This window comes from Micromonospora sp. NPDC005257, assembly GCF_042872445.1.
Taxonomy (GTDB): Bacteria; Actinomycetota; Actinomycetes; order Mycobacteriales; family Micromonosporaceae; genus Micromonospora.
Map to the genome: position 1 here is coordinate 84,274 of NZ_JBIAKL010000007.1, position 15,904 is coordinate 100,177.

14 protein-coding genes are annotated in these 15,904 nt (G+C 72.8%); 6 read left to right on the top strand and 8 right to left on the bottom strand.

The window, feature by feature from the left end:
• Positions 1–162: 162 nt before the first annotated feature.
• Positions 163–543, top strand: a complete 381-nt coding sequence (locus ACFYO8_RS16520; RefSeq protein ID WP_354871125.1) for a hypothetical protein — start codon at positions 163–165, stop codon at positions 541–543.
• Between the two features lie 4 nt (positions 544–547).
• Here the strand turns inward: ACFYO8_RS16520 and ACFYO8_RS16525 are convergent, their stop codons facing one another.
• On the bottom strand, positions 548–2,191 hold the full coding sequence (locus ACFYO8_RS16525) for a PucR family transcriptional regulator ligand-binding domain-containing protein (protein ID WP_355047576.1): 1,644 nt from the start codon (positions 2,189–2,191) through the stop codon (positions 548–550).
• A gap of 108 nt (positions 2,192–2,299) precedes the next feature.
• Here ACFYO8_RS16525 and ACFYO8_RS16530 point away from each other — a divergent pair, with 108 nt between their 5' ends.
• From ACFYO8_RS16530 to ACFYO8_RS16550, 5 genes are all read left to right on the top strand, one after another.
• Positions 2,300–3,832, top strand: coding sequence for a CoA-acylating methylmalonate-semialdehyde dehydrogenase (locus tag ACFYO8_RS16530; RefSeq protein WP_387257311.1), 1,533 nt, complete (start codon positions 2,300–2,302; stop codon positions 3,830–3,832).
• A gap of 21 nt (positions 3,833–3,853) precedes the next feature.
• Complete coding sequence (locus ACFYO8_RS16535; protein WP_354871129.1) at positions 3,854–5,182, top strand: aspartate aminotransferase family protein; 1,329 nt, start codon at positions 3,854–3,856, stop codon at positions 5,180–5,182.
• A gap of 115 nt (positions 5,183–5,297) precedes the next feature.
• Positions 5,298–6,428: a thiamine pyrophosphate-dependent enzyme gene (locus ACFYO8_RS16540; protein ID WP_354871132.1), complete on the top strand. Its 1,131-nt coding sequence runs from the start codon at positions 5,298–5,300 to the stop codon at positions 6,426–6,428.
• 28 nt (positions 6,429–6,456) lie between these two features.
• A complete protein-coding gene (locus tag ACFYO8_RS16545) occupies positions 6,457–7,431 on the top strand; it encodes an alpha-ketoacid dehydrogenase subunit beta (protein WP_355047575.1) in 975 nt (324 codons plus the stop codon).
• 14 nt (positions 7,432–7,445) lie between these two features.
• On the top strand, positions 7,446–8,723 hold the full coding sequence (locus ACFYO8_RS16550) for a dihydrolipoamide acetyltransferase family protein (RefSeq protein WP_354871136.1): 1,278 nt from the start codon (positions 7,446–7,448) through the stop codon (positions 8,721–8,723).
• Positions 8,724–8,803: 80 nt separating this feature from the next.
• Here the strand turns inward: ACFYO8_RS16550 and ACFYO8_RS16555 are convergent, their stop codons facing one another.
• The 7 genes from ACFYO8_RS16555 to ACFYO8_RS16585 are packed head-to-tail and all read right to left on the bottom strand — an operon-like array spanning position 8,804 to position 15,900.
• Positions 8,804–9,559 (bottom strand): SDR family oxidoreductase, encoded by a 756-nt coding sequence (locus ACFYO8_RS16555; protein WP_354871138.1) that lies wholly within the window; start codon positions 9,557–9,559, stop codon positions 8,804–8,806.
• Positions 9,556–10,380 carry an ATP-binding cassette domain-containing protein gene (locus ACFYO8_RS16560; RefSeq protein ID WP_354871141.1) on the bottom strand — a complete coding sequence of 275 codons (825 nt, stop codon included), beginning with the start codon at positions 10,378–10,380 and terminating at the stop codon, positions 9,556–9,558. The genes ACFYO8_RS16555 and ACFYO8_RS16560 overlap by 4 nt, the downstream gene beginning before the upstream one ends.
• On the bottom strand, positions 10,377–11,363 hold the full coding sequence (locus ACFYO8_RS16565; RefSeq protein ID WP_354871144.1) for an ABC transporter ATP-binding protein: 987 nt from the start codon (positions 11,361–11,363) through the stop codon (positions 10,377–10,379). Before ACFYO8_RS16565 ends, ACFYO8_RS16560 begins: the two co-directional genes overlap by 4 nt.
• A 5-nt stretch (positions 11,364–11,368) precedes the next feature.
• Positions 11,369–12,253 carry an ABC transporter permease gene (locus ACFYO8_RS16570; RefSeq protein WP_354871147.1) on the bottom strand — a complete coding sequence of 295 codons (885 nt, stop codon included), beginning with the start codon at positions 12,251–12,253 and terminating at the stop codon, positions 11,369–11,371.
• Positions 12,250–13,194 (bottom strand): ABC transporter permease, encoded by a 945-nt coding sequence (locus tag ACFYO8_RS16575; RefSeq protein WP_354871150.1) that lies wholly within the window; start codon positions 13,192–13,194, stop codon positions 12,250–12,252. Before ACFYO8_RS16575 ends, ACFYO8_RS16570 begins: the two co-directional genes overlap by 4 nt.
• A gap of 22 nt (positions 13,195–13,216) precedes the next feature.
• Positions 13,217–14,659 (bottom strand): aldehyde dehydrogenase family protein, encoded by a 1,443-nt coding sequence (locus ACFYO8_RS16580; protein WP_354871152.1) that lies wholly within the window; start codon positions 14,657–14,659, stop codon positions 13,217–13,219.
• Complete coding sequence (locus ACFYO8_RS16585) at positions 14,656–15,900, bottom strand: M20 family metallopeptidase (protein WP_354871155.1); 1,245 nt, start codon at positions 15,898–15,900, stop codon at positions 14,656–14,658. Before ACFYO8_RS16585 ends, ACFYO8_RS16580 begins: the two co-directional genes overlap by 4 nt.
• Between the last annotated feature and the right edge of the window lie 4 nt (positions 15,901–15,904).

Sequence of the window (15,904 nt, forward strand, 5' to 3'; positions counted from 1 at the left end):
TGGCGGACGGCCGCCCGGCGCAGCCTCCCCGCGCGCAGGGGTCCGTGCCACACTCCCGCCGTGGGCAATCGAATCGCGACCCGGCTGATTACCTAGGCGGCGTACGCCTCCGCGTGCGTCGCCGGCCAAGCCATCCCGTCGGCTCGTCCTAGTGAGGCCCCCGTGAGCGTGTCCGCATCCACCCCCGGAACCGTCGACCGTCCCCGGCCCGCAGCCGACCGGCCGCACGCCGATCCCGCCGGTGACCACGGCTGGCCGAGCACGATGGTGATCCACCTCGGCGTGGGACACTCCACGACCGGCCTGCTCAAGGTGCTGTCGGTGCTGCACTCCCGCCGGGTCGCCGTCTCACACGTCCAGTACGTGCAGTGCCCGGACCGGTCCGCGGTGATGATCGTGGAGTGCACCCCCGGCACCGCGCCGATGGAGACGGTGCGCAAGAGCGTCGCGAACGCCGTACCGGTCGTCAGCGTCAGCGTGCACAGCGCGCCGAGCCGCGAGAGCGTGCGGCGCCTGCGGTCGGGCCCTCGCACCCACAGGTGAGGAGTCAGCCGGCGGGCTCCGGACCGGCGGCGCGCATGACGTCCCGGGCGGTGAGCGCGACGTGCAGCGACAGGCGCCGCTCGCTCGAATCCAGGTCGACGCCGAGCACCCGCTCGATCAGCTCCAGCCGCTGGTACAGCGCCGACCGCGACAGCGACATCGTGTCGGCCGCGCGCCGCTTGTTGCGCCCCTCCACCAGGTACGTCTCCAGCAGCGCGACGTGGTTCGTGCCGTGGCGCTGGTCGTAGGAGAGCAGCGGGCCCAGTTCGCGCTCGACGAACGTCTGCAGGCGCACGTCGTCGCGCAGCAGGTACAGCAGGCCCCGGAGGCGGACGTCGTGCAGCCGGTAGAACGGGCGGGGCTCGGCGGTGTGCACCGTGGCGTCGGCCACCTGCGCCGCCTCGACCAGTGAGCGCCGGGCCAGGTCGAGCGTCCGGACCACCGACCCGGCGGCGACCACGACGTCCGAGCCGGCCCGGTGACCGGCCCGGGTGAGCGCTGTGGACAGGCCGTGCAGCGCGGCTTCGTCCGAGCCCGTCTCGTCGAGGGCGACGAGGAGCGTGACACCGGTGCCGCCCGCCGCCTCGTCCACGTCGCCGACGAGCGCCGCGAGCCCGCACTCGCGTACCGCCGTCTCCACCGCGTCCAGCAGCTCCCGCCGGCGCGCGTTCCCGTCGACGCCGCCGGCCGGGGCCGCCCGCCGCCGACGGACCACGACCCCGAGTAGCGGTCGCTGCTCCAGGACCACACCGAGCCCGCGCGCCCGAAGCGCCACGTCCCGGGTGGGCGCCGAGTGGTTGACGAGGCTCAACAGCAGACTGCTGCGCGCCTGCCGCTCGACCGACGAGGAGTCCCGGGCGACGAGCTGGTTCAACGCGATGGTGGACGCGGCCCGCTCCAGCAGCACCCGGGTCCGGGCCGGCGGTTCCTGGTCGCACAGCAGCACGAGCCGCCCCCACCTGTTGCCCCGCGCCTCGACGCTCGTCACCAGCCAGCCGGAGCGCGGCTCGTAGCCGGTGCCGGACGGGACCTCGACCGCGCGCGAGCGGGTCTCCCACCGGTCCAGCAGCTCCTCGGCGGTCAGCGGGCCGGTCTCGTACGCCAGCACATGGTGGGCGAGGTTCTCCAGCACCGCGGGACGCCGGGACAGGCGGGTGACCTCGCGGAGCACCTGCCGGGGCTCGGCGCCCTCCACCGACAGCTCGGTGAAGACGCGGTGGATCTCGTCCTTGGCGAGCAGCTCGGCGGTCTGCTCCTCGACGATCACGGAGTGGACGACCTCGGTCACCGCCACGAACCGCATCTCGCGCCGCAACGCGATGAGGGGGAGGTTCCGGCTGCGGGCGTGCTCGACCAGCCCGGCCGGCAGGGTGCCGCCGAACCGGCGGCCCAGCTCGATCACCACGCCCGCCACTCCGACGGCCGCCAGGCCGTCGATCCAGCGGCGCAGCCCGTCGTCGTCGGGGGGCAAACCGATGCCTGTGGTCAGGACCAGCTCACCGCCGCGCAGCAGGTCGGCGATCTCGGGGACCTCGGCGACGTGCACCCAGCGCACCGGCGCGTCCAACCGGTCCCGGCCGGCCAGGACATGCGGCCCGGCCTGCTGCAACGCCGGCAGTTCGAGCACGTCGCGAACCGTCATCGGCATCGGCGGCGTCTCCCCCTTCCCCCACGGCGCACAGTATGTGCGCATCCCGGGTACGGGAGCGACACAGTGCCCATTGCCCGGACCTGGGGAAGCGCAGATGATCCGGGCATGACCCAGACAGCACCCGGCACCGTGCCCGCTCCCGTCCCGCTGGAGCGGGTGACCCACTGGATCGACGGCAAGCCGTTCGCCGGCGTCACCGAGCGTACGGCCCCAGTCTACGATCCGGCGCTGGGCTCGGTCCGCACGGAGGTGCCGCTGGCCTCGGTCGACGAGGTGGACCAGGCCGTCGCCTCCGCCGCCGCCGCGTTCACCTCTTGGCGGGCCTCGTCGCTGACCAAGCGCACCCAGGTGCTGTTCGCGTTCCGGGAGCTGGTCAACCAGCACAAGCAGGAGCTGGCCGAGCTGATCACGGCCGAGCACGGCAAGGTCGTCTCGGACGCCCTCGGCGAGGTCACCCGCGGCCTGGAGGTCGTCGAGTTCGCGTGCGGGATCCCGCACCTGCTCAAGGGCGGCTACTCCGAGGGCGTGTCCACGAACGTGGACGTCTACTCGATCCGCCAGCCGGTCGGCGTCTGCGCCGTCATCTCCCCGTTCAACTTCCCGGTGATGGTCCCGATGTGGTTCGTGCCCATCGCCATCGCGGCGGGGAACACCGTCGTGCTCAAGCCCAGCGAGAAGGACCCGTCCGCGTCGCTGCTCGTGGCCCGGCTCTGGGAGCAGGCCGGCCTGCCCGCCGGCGTCTTCAACGTCGTGCACGGCGACAAGGTGGCGGTGGACCGGCTGCTGGAGCACCCCGAGGTCAAGGCGGTGTCGTTCGTCGGCTCCACGCCGATCGCCCGGTACGTCTACGAGACCGGCACCCGCAACGGCAAGCGCGTCCAGGCCCTCGGCGGCGCGAAGAACCACATGGTGGTGCTGCCGGACGCCGACCTCGACCTGGCCGCCGACGCGGCGGTGAACGCCGGGTTCGGCTCGGCCGGCGAGCGGTGCATGGCGATCTCCGCCCTGGTGGTCGTCGAGCCCGTCGCCGACGACCTGGTGGCCCGGATCCGCGAGCGCATCGCCGGCCTGAAGGTCGGCGACGGTCGGCGCTCCTGCGACATGGGCCCGCTGGTCACCCGGGAGCACCGCGACCGCGTCGCGTCGTACCTCGACGCGGGCGTCGAGGCCGGCGCCGAGCTGGTGGTGGACGGCCGTGAGGTGCGGGTCGACGGCGACGAGTCCGGGTTCTGGCTCGGGCCGAGCCTGCTGGACCGGGTGCAGCCGGAGATGAGCGTCTACACCGACGAGATCTTCGGGCCGGTGCTGTCGGTGGTGCGCGTCGGCAGCTACGACGAGGTGCTCGCGCTGGTGAACGCCAACCGCTACGGCAACGGCACGGCCATCTTCACGAACGACGGTGGCGCGGCCCGCCGTTACCAGAACGAGGTCGAGGTCGGCATGGTCGGCGTCAACGTGCCGATCCCGGTGCCGATGGCCTACTACTCCTTCGGCGGCTGGAAGGACAGCCTCTTCGGCGACTCGCACGCCCACGGCGCCGAGGGCGTGCACTTCTTCACCCGCGGCAAGGTCGTCACCTCCCGGTGGCTCGACCCCAGCCACGGCGGCATCAACCTCGGCTTCCCCGAGAACGTCTGAGCAGCGGAAGAGAGAACGCCGATGAGCACCAGCGCACGCACCTACGAGCTCGACCGCGCGCACGTCTTCCACTCCTGGTCCGCCCAGTCGCTGCTCGACCCGATGGTGGTCGAGCGGGCCGAGGGCTCGTACTTCTGGGACGGCGACGGGAACCGCTACCTGGACTTCTCGTCCCAGCTCGTCAACACCAACATCGGCCACCAGCACCCCGTGGTGGTCGCGGCGATCCAGGAGCAGGCGGCCCGCCTCTGCACGATCGCGCCGTCCTACGCCAACGACGTCCGCGGCGAGGCGGCCCGGCTGATCACCGAGCTGACCCCGGCGGGCCTGTCCAAGGTGTTCTTCACGAACGGCGGCGCGGACGCGATCGAGCACGCCGTCCGGATGGCCCGGCTGCACACCGGCCGGCCGAAGGTGCTGTCGCAGTACCGCAGCTACCACGGTGGCACCCAGACCGCGGTGAACCTCACCGGCGACCCGCGTCGCTGGCCCAGCGACAACGGCACCGCCGGGGTGGTGCACTTCTTCGGTCCGTTCCTGTACCGGTCGGAGTTCGGCGCCACCACCGAGGAGGAGGAGTGCGCGCTCGCGCTGCGCCACCTCGAACGCGTCGTGGAGATGGAGGGCCCGTCCACCATCGCCGCGATCGTGCTGGAGACGGTGCCGGGCACCGCCGGCATCATGCCGCCGCCGCCGGGCTTCCTCGCGGGCGTACGGGAGCTGTGCGACAGGCACGGCATCCTCTACATCGCCGACGAGGTGATGGCGGGCTTCGGGCGTACCGGCGCCTGGTTCGCGCTCGACCACTACGGCGTGGCACCCGACCTGATCACCTTCGCCAAGGGCGTGAACTCCGGTTACGTCCCGCTCGGCGGTGTGGTGATCGCCGAGCACGTCGCCGAGACGTTCGCCACCCGCGCCTACCCCGGCGGCCTGACCTACTCCGGTCACCCGCTGGCCACCGCCGCCGCCGTCGCGACCATCAACGTGATGCGGGACGAGCGGATCGTCGAGAACGCCGCCACTATCGGCGCCGACGTGCTGGGCCCAGGGCTGCGCGAACTCGCCGAACGGCACCCGAGCGTCGGTGACGTACGCGGGCTCGGCGTGTTCTGGGCACTGGAACTGGTACGCGACCGCGAGACGAAGGAGCCGCTGGCGCCGTACGGGTCGTCGTCGCCGGAGATGAACGAGGTGCTGGCCGCCTGCAAGCGCAACGGCCTGGTCGCGTTCGCGAACTTCAACCGGATCCACGTGGTGCCGCCGTGCACCGTGTCGGAGACGGAGGCAAAGGCGGGCCTGTCGATCCTCGACGAGGCGCTGACACTCGCCGACCGCCACACGGTCTGAGGCAATGCCCACCACCGCCCGCCGGGTCCACCCCGGCGGGCGGTCCCGTATCCGAGATCCGCGAGACGGCCGGCGACCCCGGTGACGCGGAGACCCAGCACCCAGAAGGTGACGAATGACTACCGTAGATCTCGCCGACCCACCGGTCACCAACCCCTTCACCGGCGTCACCGGCCTTCCGCGCACAGCCGAGGGCTGCACGCAGCTCGTCACCCCGGACGGGCGCCTGCACCCGGACGTGGACGCCGACCGCGACGCCCTCGGCCGGCTCACCCGTGACCTCTACCGGGGGATGCGGCTCGCGCGGCGCCTCGACGACGAGGCGTTCGCGTTGCAGCGGCAGGGCGAGCTGGGCCTGTGGTTGCAGTGCCGCGGCCAGGAGGCCGCCCAGGTCGGTTCCGTCGCGGCGGTACGCGCCGACGACTACGTCTTCCCCAGCTACCGGGAGCACGCCGCGGCGCTGTGGCGCGGCATCGGCCCGGCCGACCTGCTGCGCCAGTGGCGCGGCGTCGCGCACAGCGGCTGGGATCCGGAGCCGTACTCGTTCCACATCTACACGCTGGTCCTGGCCGCTCAACTGCTGCACGCCACCGGGTACGCGCTCGGCGTGCAGCGCGACGGCAGCGACGCGGTGGTCGTGACGTACTTCGGTGACGGCGCGGCCAGCGAGGGCGACGCGAGCGAGGCGATGAACATCGCCGCCGTCAACGACGCGCCGATGGTGTTCTTCTGCCAGAACAACCAGTGGGCCATCTCCACGCCCACGTCGGCGCAGAGCCGTACGCCGATCCACCGGCGCGGCGCCGGGTTCGGCCTGCGCAGCGAGTGGGTCGACGGCAACGACGTGCTGGCGGTGTACGCGGTGACGTCCGCGGTGACCGAGCACGCCCGGTCCGGCAACGGCCCCGCGATCGTCGAGGCCACCACGTACCGGATGGGCGGGCACAGCACGTCGGACGACCCGACCCGCTACCGCACCGACGACGAGCTGGAGGCCTGGCGGGCGCGGGATCCGCTGGCCCGGGTCGAGGCGCTGATGCGCGCCGAGGGCTGGAGCGACGAGGCATTCCTCGGCGAGATCCAGGCCGAGGCGGACGAGATGGCCGACCGTACCCGCCGGGAGTGCCTGGCGCTGGAGGCGCCGGACCTCGCGGACGCCTTCGCCACGGTGCTGGCCGACGTGCCCCAGCTGCTGCGGGAGGAGCGCGACGCCTTCGTCGCCTACCGCGCCTCCTTCCTCGACTGACGCCCGCCCCGATCGGAGAACTCGTTTCATGATCACCCTGTCTCAGGCACTGAACAGCGGCCTGCGCCGCGCCATGGAGGACGACGACAAGGTCCTCCTGATGGGCGAGGACGTCGGCCGGCTCGGCGGCGTCTTCCGGATCACCGACGGCCTCCAGAAGGACTTCGGCGAAGCCCGGGTGGTGGACACCACGCTCGCCGAGTCCGGGATCATCGGCACCGCCATCGGGTTGGCGCTACGCGGGTACCGCCCGGTCTGCGAGATCCAGTTCGACGGCTTCGTCTACCCGGCGTTCAACCAGATCGTCTCCCAGCTCGCCAAGATGCGCGCCCGCACCGGCGGCCGTACCGCCCTGCCGGTGGTGGTGCGTATCCCGGTGGGCGGCGGGATCGGCGCGGTGGAGCACCACAGCGAGTCGAACGAGGCGTACTTCGCGCACACCGCCGGGCTGCGGGTCGTCTACTGCGCCGGCCCGGACGACGCGCACTGGATGATCCGCCAGGCCGTCGCCGGCGACGACCCGGTCATCTTCTACGAGCCGAAGCGCCGCTACTGGGTCAAGGGCGAGGTGACGCCCGAGGAGGCCGGGCCGCCGCTGCCGCTGGACCGCGCCCGGACCGTGCGGCCGGGCACCGACGTGACGCTGCTGACGTACGGGGGCACCGTCGCCACCTGCGTCGCCGCCGCCGAGGCGGCAGCACAGGAGGGCCGCGACATCGAGGTGATCGACCTGCGGTCCATCTCTCCGCTGGACGTGCTGACCATCGAGGAGTCGGTCCGCCGCACCGGCCGGGCGGTGGTGGTCCACGAGGCCCCCACGTTCGCCGGGTTCGGCGCCGAGGTCGTCGCGCAGGTGACGAGCCGGTGCTTCTACTCGCTGGAGGCGCCGGTCGAGCGGGTCGGCGGCTTCAACCTGCCGTACCCGCCGGCCAAGGTCGAGGAGGAGTACCTGCCCGACCTGGACCGGATCCTCGACGCCGTCGACCGCGTCCTGGCCGCGTGAAGGGAGAGGTACCGATGAACGTTCAGCAGTTCCGCCTGCCCGACGTCGGCGAAGGGCTCACCGAGGCCGAGATCGTCACCTGGCGGGTCGCACCGGGCGACCCGGTACGCCTCAACGACGTCATCGTGGACATCGAGACCGCCAAGGCGGTGGTCGAGCTTCCCAGCCCGTACGCCGGTGTGGTGGACCGCCTCCTCGCCGAGGAGGGGCAGACAGTCGAGGTCGGCTCGCCGATCATCGCGATCCGGGTGGCGGGCGACGGCCCGGCGGCCCCGTCCACCGACGAGCCCGCCGGCGAAACGCCCGCCGACGAGCCGGCCGCGGAGCGCACCGCGGTGCTCGTGGGCTACGGGGTCTCCACGCAGGCCCGGACGCGCCGGCCACGTCGCACCCCGTCCGTCCGTCCGGCCGACACCTCCCGCCCGGCGCACACGTCCCGGCCGCCGGTGCTCACCAAGCCGCCGCTGCGCAAGCTCGCCAAGGATCTCGGTGTGGAGCTGGCGGACGTACACGGCAGCGGCCCCGACGGCCGGATCACCCGCCAGGACCTGCTCGACCACACAACCGGCCCGGCACCGGCGGCCGACCACCGGCGGGACGAGCGCCTGCCCGTGCGCGGGGTCCGCAAGGCGACCGCGGCGGCCATGGTCGCCAGCGCGTTCACCGCACCGCACGTCACCGAGTTCCTCACCGTCGACATGACCGGCACCGTGGAGTTCGTGGACCGGCTGAAGCAGGACCCGGCGTTCCAGGGGGTGAAGGTCAGTCCGCTGCTCGTGGCGTCGCTGGCCCTGCTGGACGCGGTACGCCGGCATCCGGACGTCAACGCCCGGTGGGACGAGGAGAACCAGGAGATCGTCCGGTTCGCCGACGTCAACCTGGGCATCGCCGCCGCGACGCCGCGCGGGCTGCTCGTGCCGAACGTCAAAGCGGCGCAGAACCTGCCGGTACGGGGCCTCGCGGTCGCCCTGAACGAGCTGGCGACCACCGCGCGGGAGGGCCGCACCCGTCCCGCCGACCTGGCCGGCGGCACCATCACCATCACCAACATCGGTGTGTTCGGGGTGGACGCCGGCACTCCGATCCTCAACCCCGGTGAGGCGGCCATCCTCTGCCTCGGCGCGCTGCGCCGGACGCCGTGGGTGGTCGACGAGCAGGTCGTCCCCCGGTGGACCGCGCAGTTGTCGCTGTCGTTCGACCACCGGCTGGTGGACGGGGAACTGGGCAGCCGGGTGCTCGCCCACGTCGGGCGGTTCCTCACCGATCCGCTGTGGGGCCTGGCCCTGCGCTGAGACCGGCAGACGAACGGCGCGTGGACGGGGACCCGGGTCCCGTCCACGCGCCGTCGTCGTACGAGCGGCCCGCGTACGCGTCAGCCGGCCGTGGTGCCGCCGTCGAGGACGAGCGTGTGGCCGGTGATCATCCGCGCCTCGTCGCCGGCGAGGAACACCACCGCGTCGGCGGAGTCGCGCGGCGTCGCCATGCGGCCCAGCGGGATCGAGGCCCGGAAGTTCTCCCGCGCGCTGTCCGGCACGTCGCCCATGCCGCCCAGGAACGCCGAGAGCATCGGCGTCTCGGTCGCCGCCGGGGCGATCGCGTTGACCCGGATGCCGTGCGGCGCGAGTTCCAGCGCCAGCGCCTTCATCAGGCCGATGACGCCGTGCTTGGCGGCGGTGTACGGCGCGTACCGGGGACGGGCGATGACGGCCTGGAGCGACGCGGTGAACACGATCGCGCCGCCACCGGCTTCGATCAGCGCGGGCACGGCGGCCTGCGCGGTCCAGAACGCCCCCTTGAGGTTGACGTCCACCACGCGGTCCAGCGTCGCCTGGTCGACCTCGTCGACCGGACCGGTGAACGGCGTACCGGCGTTGGCGTGCATGAGGTCGAGCCGCCCGAACCGCTCGACGGCGGTCTCCACGGCGGCGCGGCAGTCCTCGGCGCGGGTGACGTCGCAGGCCACACCGGCCACGGCGGACCCGAACTCGGCGGCCGCCTTGGCGGCCCGGTCGCCGTCGAGGTCGGCGATGACGACGCGCGCGCCCTCCTCGACGAGCCGGCCGACGGTGGCCAGTCCGATGCCGCTGGCGCCTCCGGTGACGACGGCGACGCGGTCAACCAACCTCATGTGCTGCTCCTGTTGAATCGGTCCAGGAGGTCGCCGCGCAGGGTGGGCACCGCGGACAGCAGCCTCTGGGTGTACGGGTGCTGGGGTTCGGAGTAGATCGATTCGGTGTCACCCGTCTCGACGATCCGGCCCTGGTTCATCACCGCGATCCGGTCGCACAGGTACCGGACGACGGACAGGTCGTGCGAGACCAGGATCAGGGTCAGCTTGAACTGCTCGGCCAGCTCGGTGAGCAGGTTGAGGATCTGCGCGCGCACCGAGACGTCGAGCGCGCTGACCGGCTCGTCGCCCACGATGACCTTCGGACCGGCCGCCAGGGCACGGGCGATCGCGATGCGCTGCCGCTGGCCGCCGGAGAACTGGTGCGGGTAGCGGGTCACCGCCTCCTCGGGCAGACCCACCGAGTGCATCAGCTCGGCGACGCGGGCCCGGTGGTCACCGGGCAGGCGCAGCGCGCGCATCGGCTCCGCGACGATGTCCGCGACGCGCATGCGCGGGTTCAGCGACGACATCGGGTCCTGCAACACCATCTGCACGTCGCGGCGCAGGGACCGGAGCCGCCGCTCCGGCAGGCCGCTGATCCGCTGCCCCTGGTAGAACGCGGCGCCGGACGTCGGCTGGTCGAGGGCCATGAGGATGCGCGACAGCGTGGACTTGCCGGAGCCGCTCTCCCCCACAATGCCGAACGCCTCGCCTTCGTGGACCTGCACGCTCACGCCGTCGAGCGCACGGATCGGCTGTCCCGGCGTACGCAGCGACCGCCGCGGGGCGCGGTACTCGCGCACCAGGTCGACGGCTTCCAGCAACGGGGTGGTGGTCATGCGCTGGCCTTCCCGCTTTCTAGGGGCTGGTCGCTCTCGATCGGGTGGTGGCAGGCCGCCCGCTGGGTGCTGCCGGGCGGCGCCGTCAGCAGCGGCACGGTCCGGCAGACGTCGTCGGCGCGCGGGCAGCGGTTGCGGTACACGCAGCCGGTGGGGAACGACCCGAGCGACGGAACCCGGCCCGGGATGGTCGACAGCCGGCCGCTGCCGTCGGTGCTCTCCAGCACCGTCGACGCCCGCAGGCCCGCCGTGTACGGGTGCCGGGGCGAGTCGAACACGGTGGCCACGTCGCCGTGCTCGACGATCGAGCCGCCGTACATGACGAGCAGTTCCTCGCAGATGCTGGCGACGACCGGCAGGTCGTGCGTGATGAGCAGCAGCGACGCGCCCTCCTCGCGCACCAGCGTGTCCATCAGCCGCAGCATCTCCGCCTGCACCGTGACGTCCAGCGCCGTGGTGGGCTCGTCGGCGACCAGCACGGCGGGGTCGCACGCCAGCGCGATGGCCAGCACGACGCGCTGCCGCTGACCGCCGGAGAGCTGGTGCGGGTACTTGCGCGCGGTGCGGTCGGGCTCGGGCAGCTGCACCCGTTCGAGCAGCTCGGTGGCGCGGGCGGAGGCCGCCGCGCGGCTCATCCCCTTGTGCAGCCGCAGCGACTCGGCGACCTGGTTACCGACCCGCATCAGCGGGTTCAGCGCCGTCATCGGCTCCTGGAACACCATGGCGATGTCGTTGCCGCGGACCGCGCACATCTGCTTGTCGGACAGGTCGAGCAGGTTACGGCCGTTCAGCAGCACCCGCCCGGACGCCGTCACGCCGTGCGGCAGCAGGCCCATCAGCGCGAGCGCGGTCAGCGACTTGCCGCAGCCGGACTCGCCGATGAGCCCCATCCGGCGGCCCCGCCCGATCTCGAACGAGACGCCCTTGACGGCCTGGATGTCGTGGACCTCGACGACGAGGTCCTCCACCACGAGCCCGCTCATCCCGGTCACCGTCCTCTCAGCCGCGGGTCGAGGGCGTCGCGCAGCCCGTCGCCCATGAGGTTGAAACCGAGCACCGACAGGGCGATGGCCAGACCGGGCCAGACGGCGAGCATCGGCTGCACGACGAAGTAGTTCTGCGCCTCCTGGAGCATCCGGCCCCAGGTGGGGGTCGGCGGCGGGGTGCCGTACCCGAGGTAGGACAGCGCCGCCTCGGCGAGCACCGCGTGCGCGAACGACACCGACGCCTGCACGATGAGCAGGGCCGCGATGTTCGGCAGCACGTACCGCACCATGAGCACCACGCCCCGGCGGCCGTAGCTGCGCGCGGCGAGCACGAAGTCGCTCTGCAGCACCTGCATCGCGCCGGCGCGGGTGAGGCGGCCGAACACCGGGACGTTTGCGACGCCGATGGCGATCATGCCGGTGAGCGTGGAGGCGCCGAAGCCGGCCGCCAGGATGATCGCCAGCAGGATCGCCGGGAACGCGAAGACGATGTCCAGCCCTCGCATGACCGGCTCGCTGAGCCAGCGCCCTCCGCCGGCGGCGAGCAGACCCAGCGGTACGCCGATCGCCGCGGCGATCGCGACGGCGACGACACCGACGAACAGCGTGGTCCGCGCGCCGACGAGCAACTGGCTGACGATGTCCCGCCCGAAGTGGTCGGTGCCGAGCCAGTAGTCGCCGCCCGGGGCCAGCAGGGTGTTGGCCGGGTCGACCCGGGTCGGGTCGTACGGCGTCCAGAGGAACGACACCAGCGCGGTGAGGACGACCAGGCCCACCAGGGCGGCGCCGATCACCAGCGTGAGGTTCCAGCGGCGGCGCGGCCTGCCAGGGCCGGACGCGACGACGTCGGCGGTGGCCTCCGGTGGGGCGTCGGCGACTGATGTCATGCCTTGCTCCTCAGCCTGGGGTCGACCGCGTGGTACACCACGTCGACCAGGAAGTTGATCAGAAGCACCGCGGCCGTGAGCACCATGACCGTGCCCTGCACCTTCAGCAGGTCGCGGTTGCCGACGTCCTGCAACAGCATCCGGCCGAGGCCGGGCAGGCCGAAGACGTTCTCGATCACGACGGTGCCGATGAGCAGCGTCGCGAGTTGCAGGCCGAGGACGGTGATGACCGGGATGGCGGCGTTGCGCAGCGCGTGCCGGGTCAGCGCCTGCGAGCGGCTGAGACCCTTGGCCCGCGCGGTCTGGATGAAGTCCTCCTGCATGACCTCGACCACCGCGGAGCGAACGTAGCGCATCAGGATCGCGCCCTGGGCCACACCGAGGGCCAGGGCCGGCATCAGCAGGGCCTGGACGGCGTCGCCGACGTCGTCCCAGCCGGTGAACCCACCGGCCGGGAGCCACTGGAGTTTCACCGCGAACACGGTGATGAGCAGGATGCCCAGCCAGAACGAGGGGACGGCGATGCCGACCTGGCTGAACGCCGACAGCGCCGTGCCGATCGCGGTGCGGCTCTTCACCGCGGCCAGGATGCCCAGCGGCACGGCGATGAGCAGCGCCAGCGTCATCCCGGCGAGGATGAGCGGCACCGTGACGCCGAGCTTGTCGGCGATCTCCGAGCCCACCGACACCCCGCTGAGCGGTGAGACGCCGAAGTCACCGCGGATCAGGCCGCCGGCCCAGTCGAGGTACCGCTCGGTGAACGGCCGGTTCGTCCCGAACTGCTCCCGCAGCGCCTCCAGCGCCTCCGGCGTGGCGTTGACGCCGAGCATCGCCTGCGCCTGGTCGCCCGGCAGCAGCGCCAGCATCGCGAAGACGAGGACGGACGCGGCGAACAGCGAGACCGCGAGGATGGCCAGCCGCCGGACGAAGTAGATCACCATGCGTGTGTGCTCCCACTCCGAATCATGGCCTGATCATCACCATCTTGGTCACGGTCAGCTCCTCCATGGCGAAGCGCGGTCCCTCCCGGCCGATGCCGGAGTCCTTGACGCCGCCGTACGGCATGTTGTCGGCGCGGAAGCCGGGCACCTCGTTGACCAGCACCCCGCCCACGTCGAGGCGGCGCACGACGTCGAGGGCGACCGCCAGGTCACGGGTGAAGACAGCGGCCTGCAGCCCGTAGCGCGACCTGTTGACCAGCTCGACCGCCGCGTCCATGTCCGGCACCGAACGTACGCAGACCACCGGGCCGAAGATCTCCTCCGCCCAGCACTCGGCGTCCTCGGGGACGTCGACGAGCACCGTCGGCTGCAGCACCCGGCCCTGCGCCGTACCGCCGGACAGGCAGCGCGCCCCGGCGGCGACCGCGCGGTCCACCCACGAGTGGACCCGCTCGGTGGACGCCTCGTCCACCAGCGCGGACACGCGGGTGCCGGCGGACCGGGGATCACCGGTGGTGACGTTCGCGAGCAGCGGCTGGAGGCGTTCCAGCAGCGCCTCGCGGACCGGCTCCTCGACGATGACCCGCTGCACGCTGATGCACGCCTGCCCGGAGGCGTAGAACCCGCCGCGTACGACGGCCTCGGCGGCCCGGTCGAGGTCGGCGTCGCGGCCGACGACGAGCGCCGCGTTGGACCCGAGTTCCAGCAGCACCTTGCGCGGAGCCGCGGCGCGGGCGATCTGGTGGCCGACGTGCGCCGACCCGGTGAACGACACGGCCGCGACGCCGGGGTGCGTGGTCAGGAGCTTGCCGACCTCGACGCCACCGGTGACGAGCTGGACCCCGGCGGCCGGGCAGCCCGCCCGGCGGAACAGGTCGACCAGCACCAGCGTGGCCAGCGGCGTGTTCGGCGCCGGCTTGACGATCACCGGGCAGCCCGCCGCCACCGACGGCGCGACCTTGTGGGCGGCCAGCAGCAGCGGGTAGTTGAACCCGGTGATGCCGACGACGACGCCGACCGGGCGGCGTACCCAGAAGCCGAGCATGCCCTCGCCGGCCGGTTGCATGTCCAGCGCCACCGTCTCGCCGGTCAGGTGCCCGACCTCCTCGGCGGCCGTCTCCAGCGTGACCAGCGTGCGGGCCACCTCGACCCGGCAGTCGACCAGCGGCTTGCCGGTCTCCAGGACCAGCAGCCCGGCGAGCGCGTCGGCGCGGGCGCGGACCTCGGCGGCGACGGTGGTCAGGATCGCGCGCCGACGGTGGCCGGGCAGGCCGGCCATCTCCGCGGCGGCCTCACTCGCGGCCGCGACAGCCGCCTCCGCGTCGGCGGGGCCGCCCCACGGCGCCTGGGTCACGGTGCTGCCGTCGTACGGGAACCGCACCGGGGCGGTCTGCGCGGTGGTGGCCCACCCCGCGCCGATCGGCAGGCCGGCGGGCAGCGCGGTCAGCAGCTCCTGCGCGGTCACGACGCCGCTCCCGCCCGGGCGCCGGTGGCCCCGGTGAGGAAGGCCAGCGCCGCCTCGGCGTACACCTTCGTCTTGCGGACGATGTCGTCGACCTCGACGTACTCGTCGGGCTGGTGGGCGATCCACTTCGGGCCGGGGCCGTACACCACGTTCGGGATGCCGCTGTCGCGCCACAGGATGGTTCCGTCGGTCGCGCCGGGCACACCGCCGAAGGCCGGCTCGGCGCCGGTGACCGCGCGGTGCGCCGCCGCGACGGCGAGCGAGACGGGGTGGTCCTCCGGGGTGACCGCGCACGGCCGGTCGTCGACGACCTCGACGGCGAAGGTGACGCCGTGCCGGGCGCCGATGGCGTCGGCGTCGGAGCGGACGCGCGCGGCCAGGGCCGCGTGGTCGACACCGGGTACGGTCCGGCAGTCCACGCCGAGCACGGCGCGGCCGGGGATGACGTTGAGCTGGTCGGCGGAACCGGCGTCCAGGACCGTGGGGGTCAGGTACGTCGGGCCGAGGTGCTCGTGCTCACCCGGGTCGGCCTGCAGCTCCTTCTGGAACCGGCCGAGCGCGGCGACCAGCTCGGCGACCGCGGGCACGGGGTTGCGGCCGTGCTGCGGCATCGCGCCGTGCGCCATCTTGCCGGTGCAGGTGACGAGCAGCCGGACCGCGCCCTTGGCGACCGCGCAGATCTCCTCCGCCTCCGGCTCACAGATGATCGCGGCGTCCACCTCGCGGGCGAGCGCGGTGGTGGTGAAGTGCTTCGCGCCGAGCATCTGGCCCTCCTCGTCCACCAGGGCCGCCACCACGATCCGGCCCGGGAACGGCCCGGCCAGCTCGACGGCCCGGGTCGCGTGGATCATCGCGGCGACACCGGCCTTCATGTCGGCGGAGCCGCGACCGTACAGGCGCCCGCCGACGATGTCGCCGCCGAACGGGTCGACCGTCCACTCCTCGGGAGAGCCTTCGGTGACGACGTCGGTGTGCCCCTCGAACATCAGCGTCGGGCCGGGCAGGCCGCCGTCCACCACCGCGACGACGTTGGGGCGCCCGGGAACGACCTCGGTGACCTCCGGCCGCCACCCGAAGCCCCGCATGACCTCCGCGACGAGTTCCGCCACGGGCTGCTCGCTCCGCCCGCGCTCCGCGTCCCAGGTCGAGGGGATGCGGACCAGGTCCTGGGTGAGCGACACGACGGCTTGCTCGTCGACGAGATGGCCGGCGCGGAGTGAGGCATGGGTGTCCGACGTCATGGCG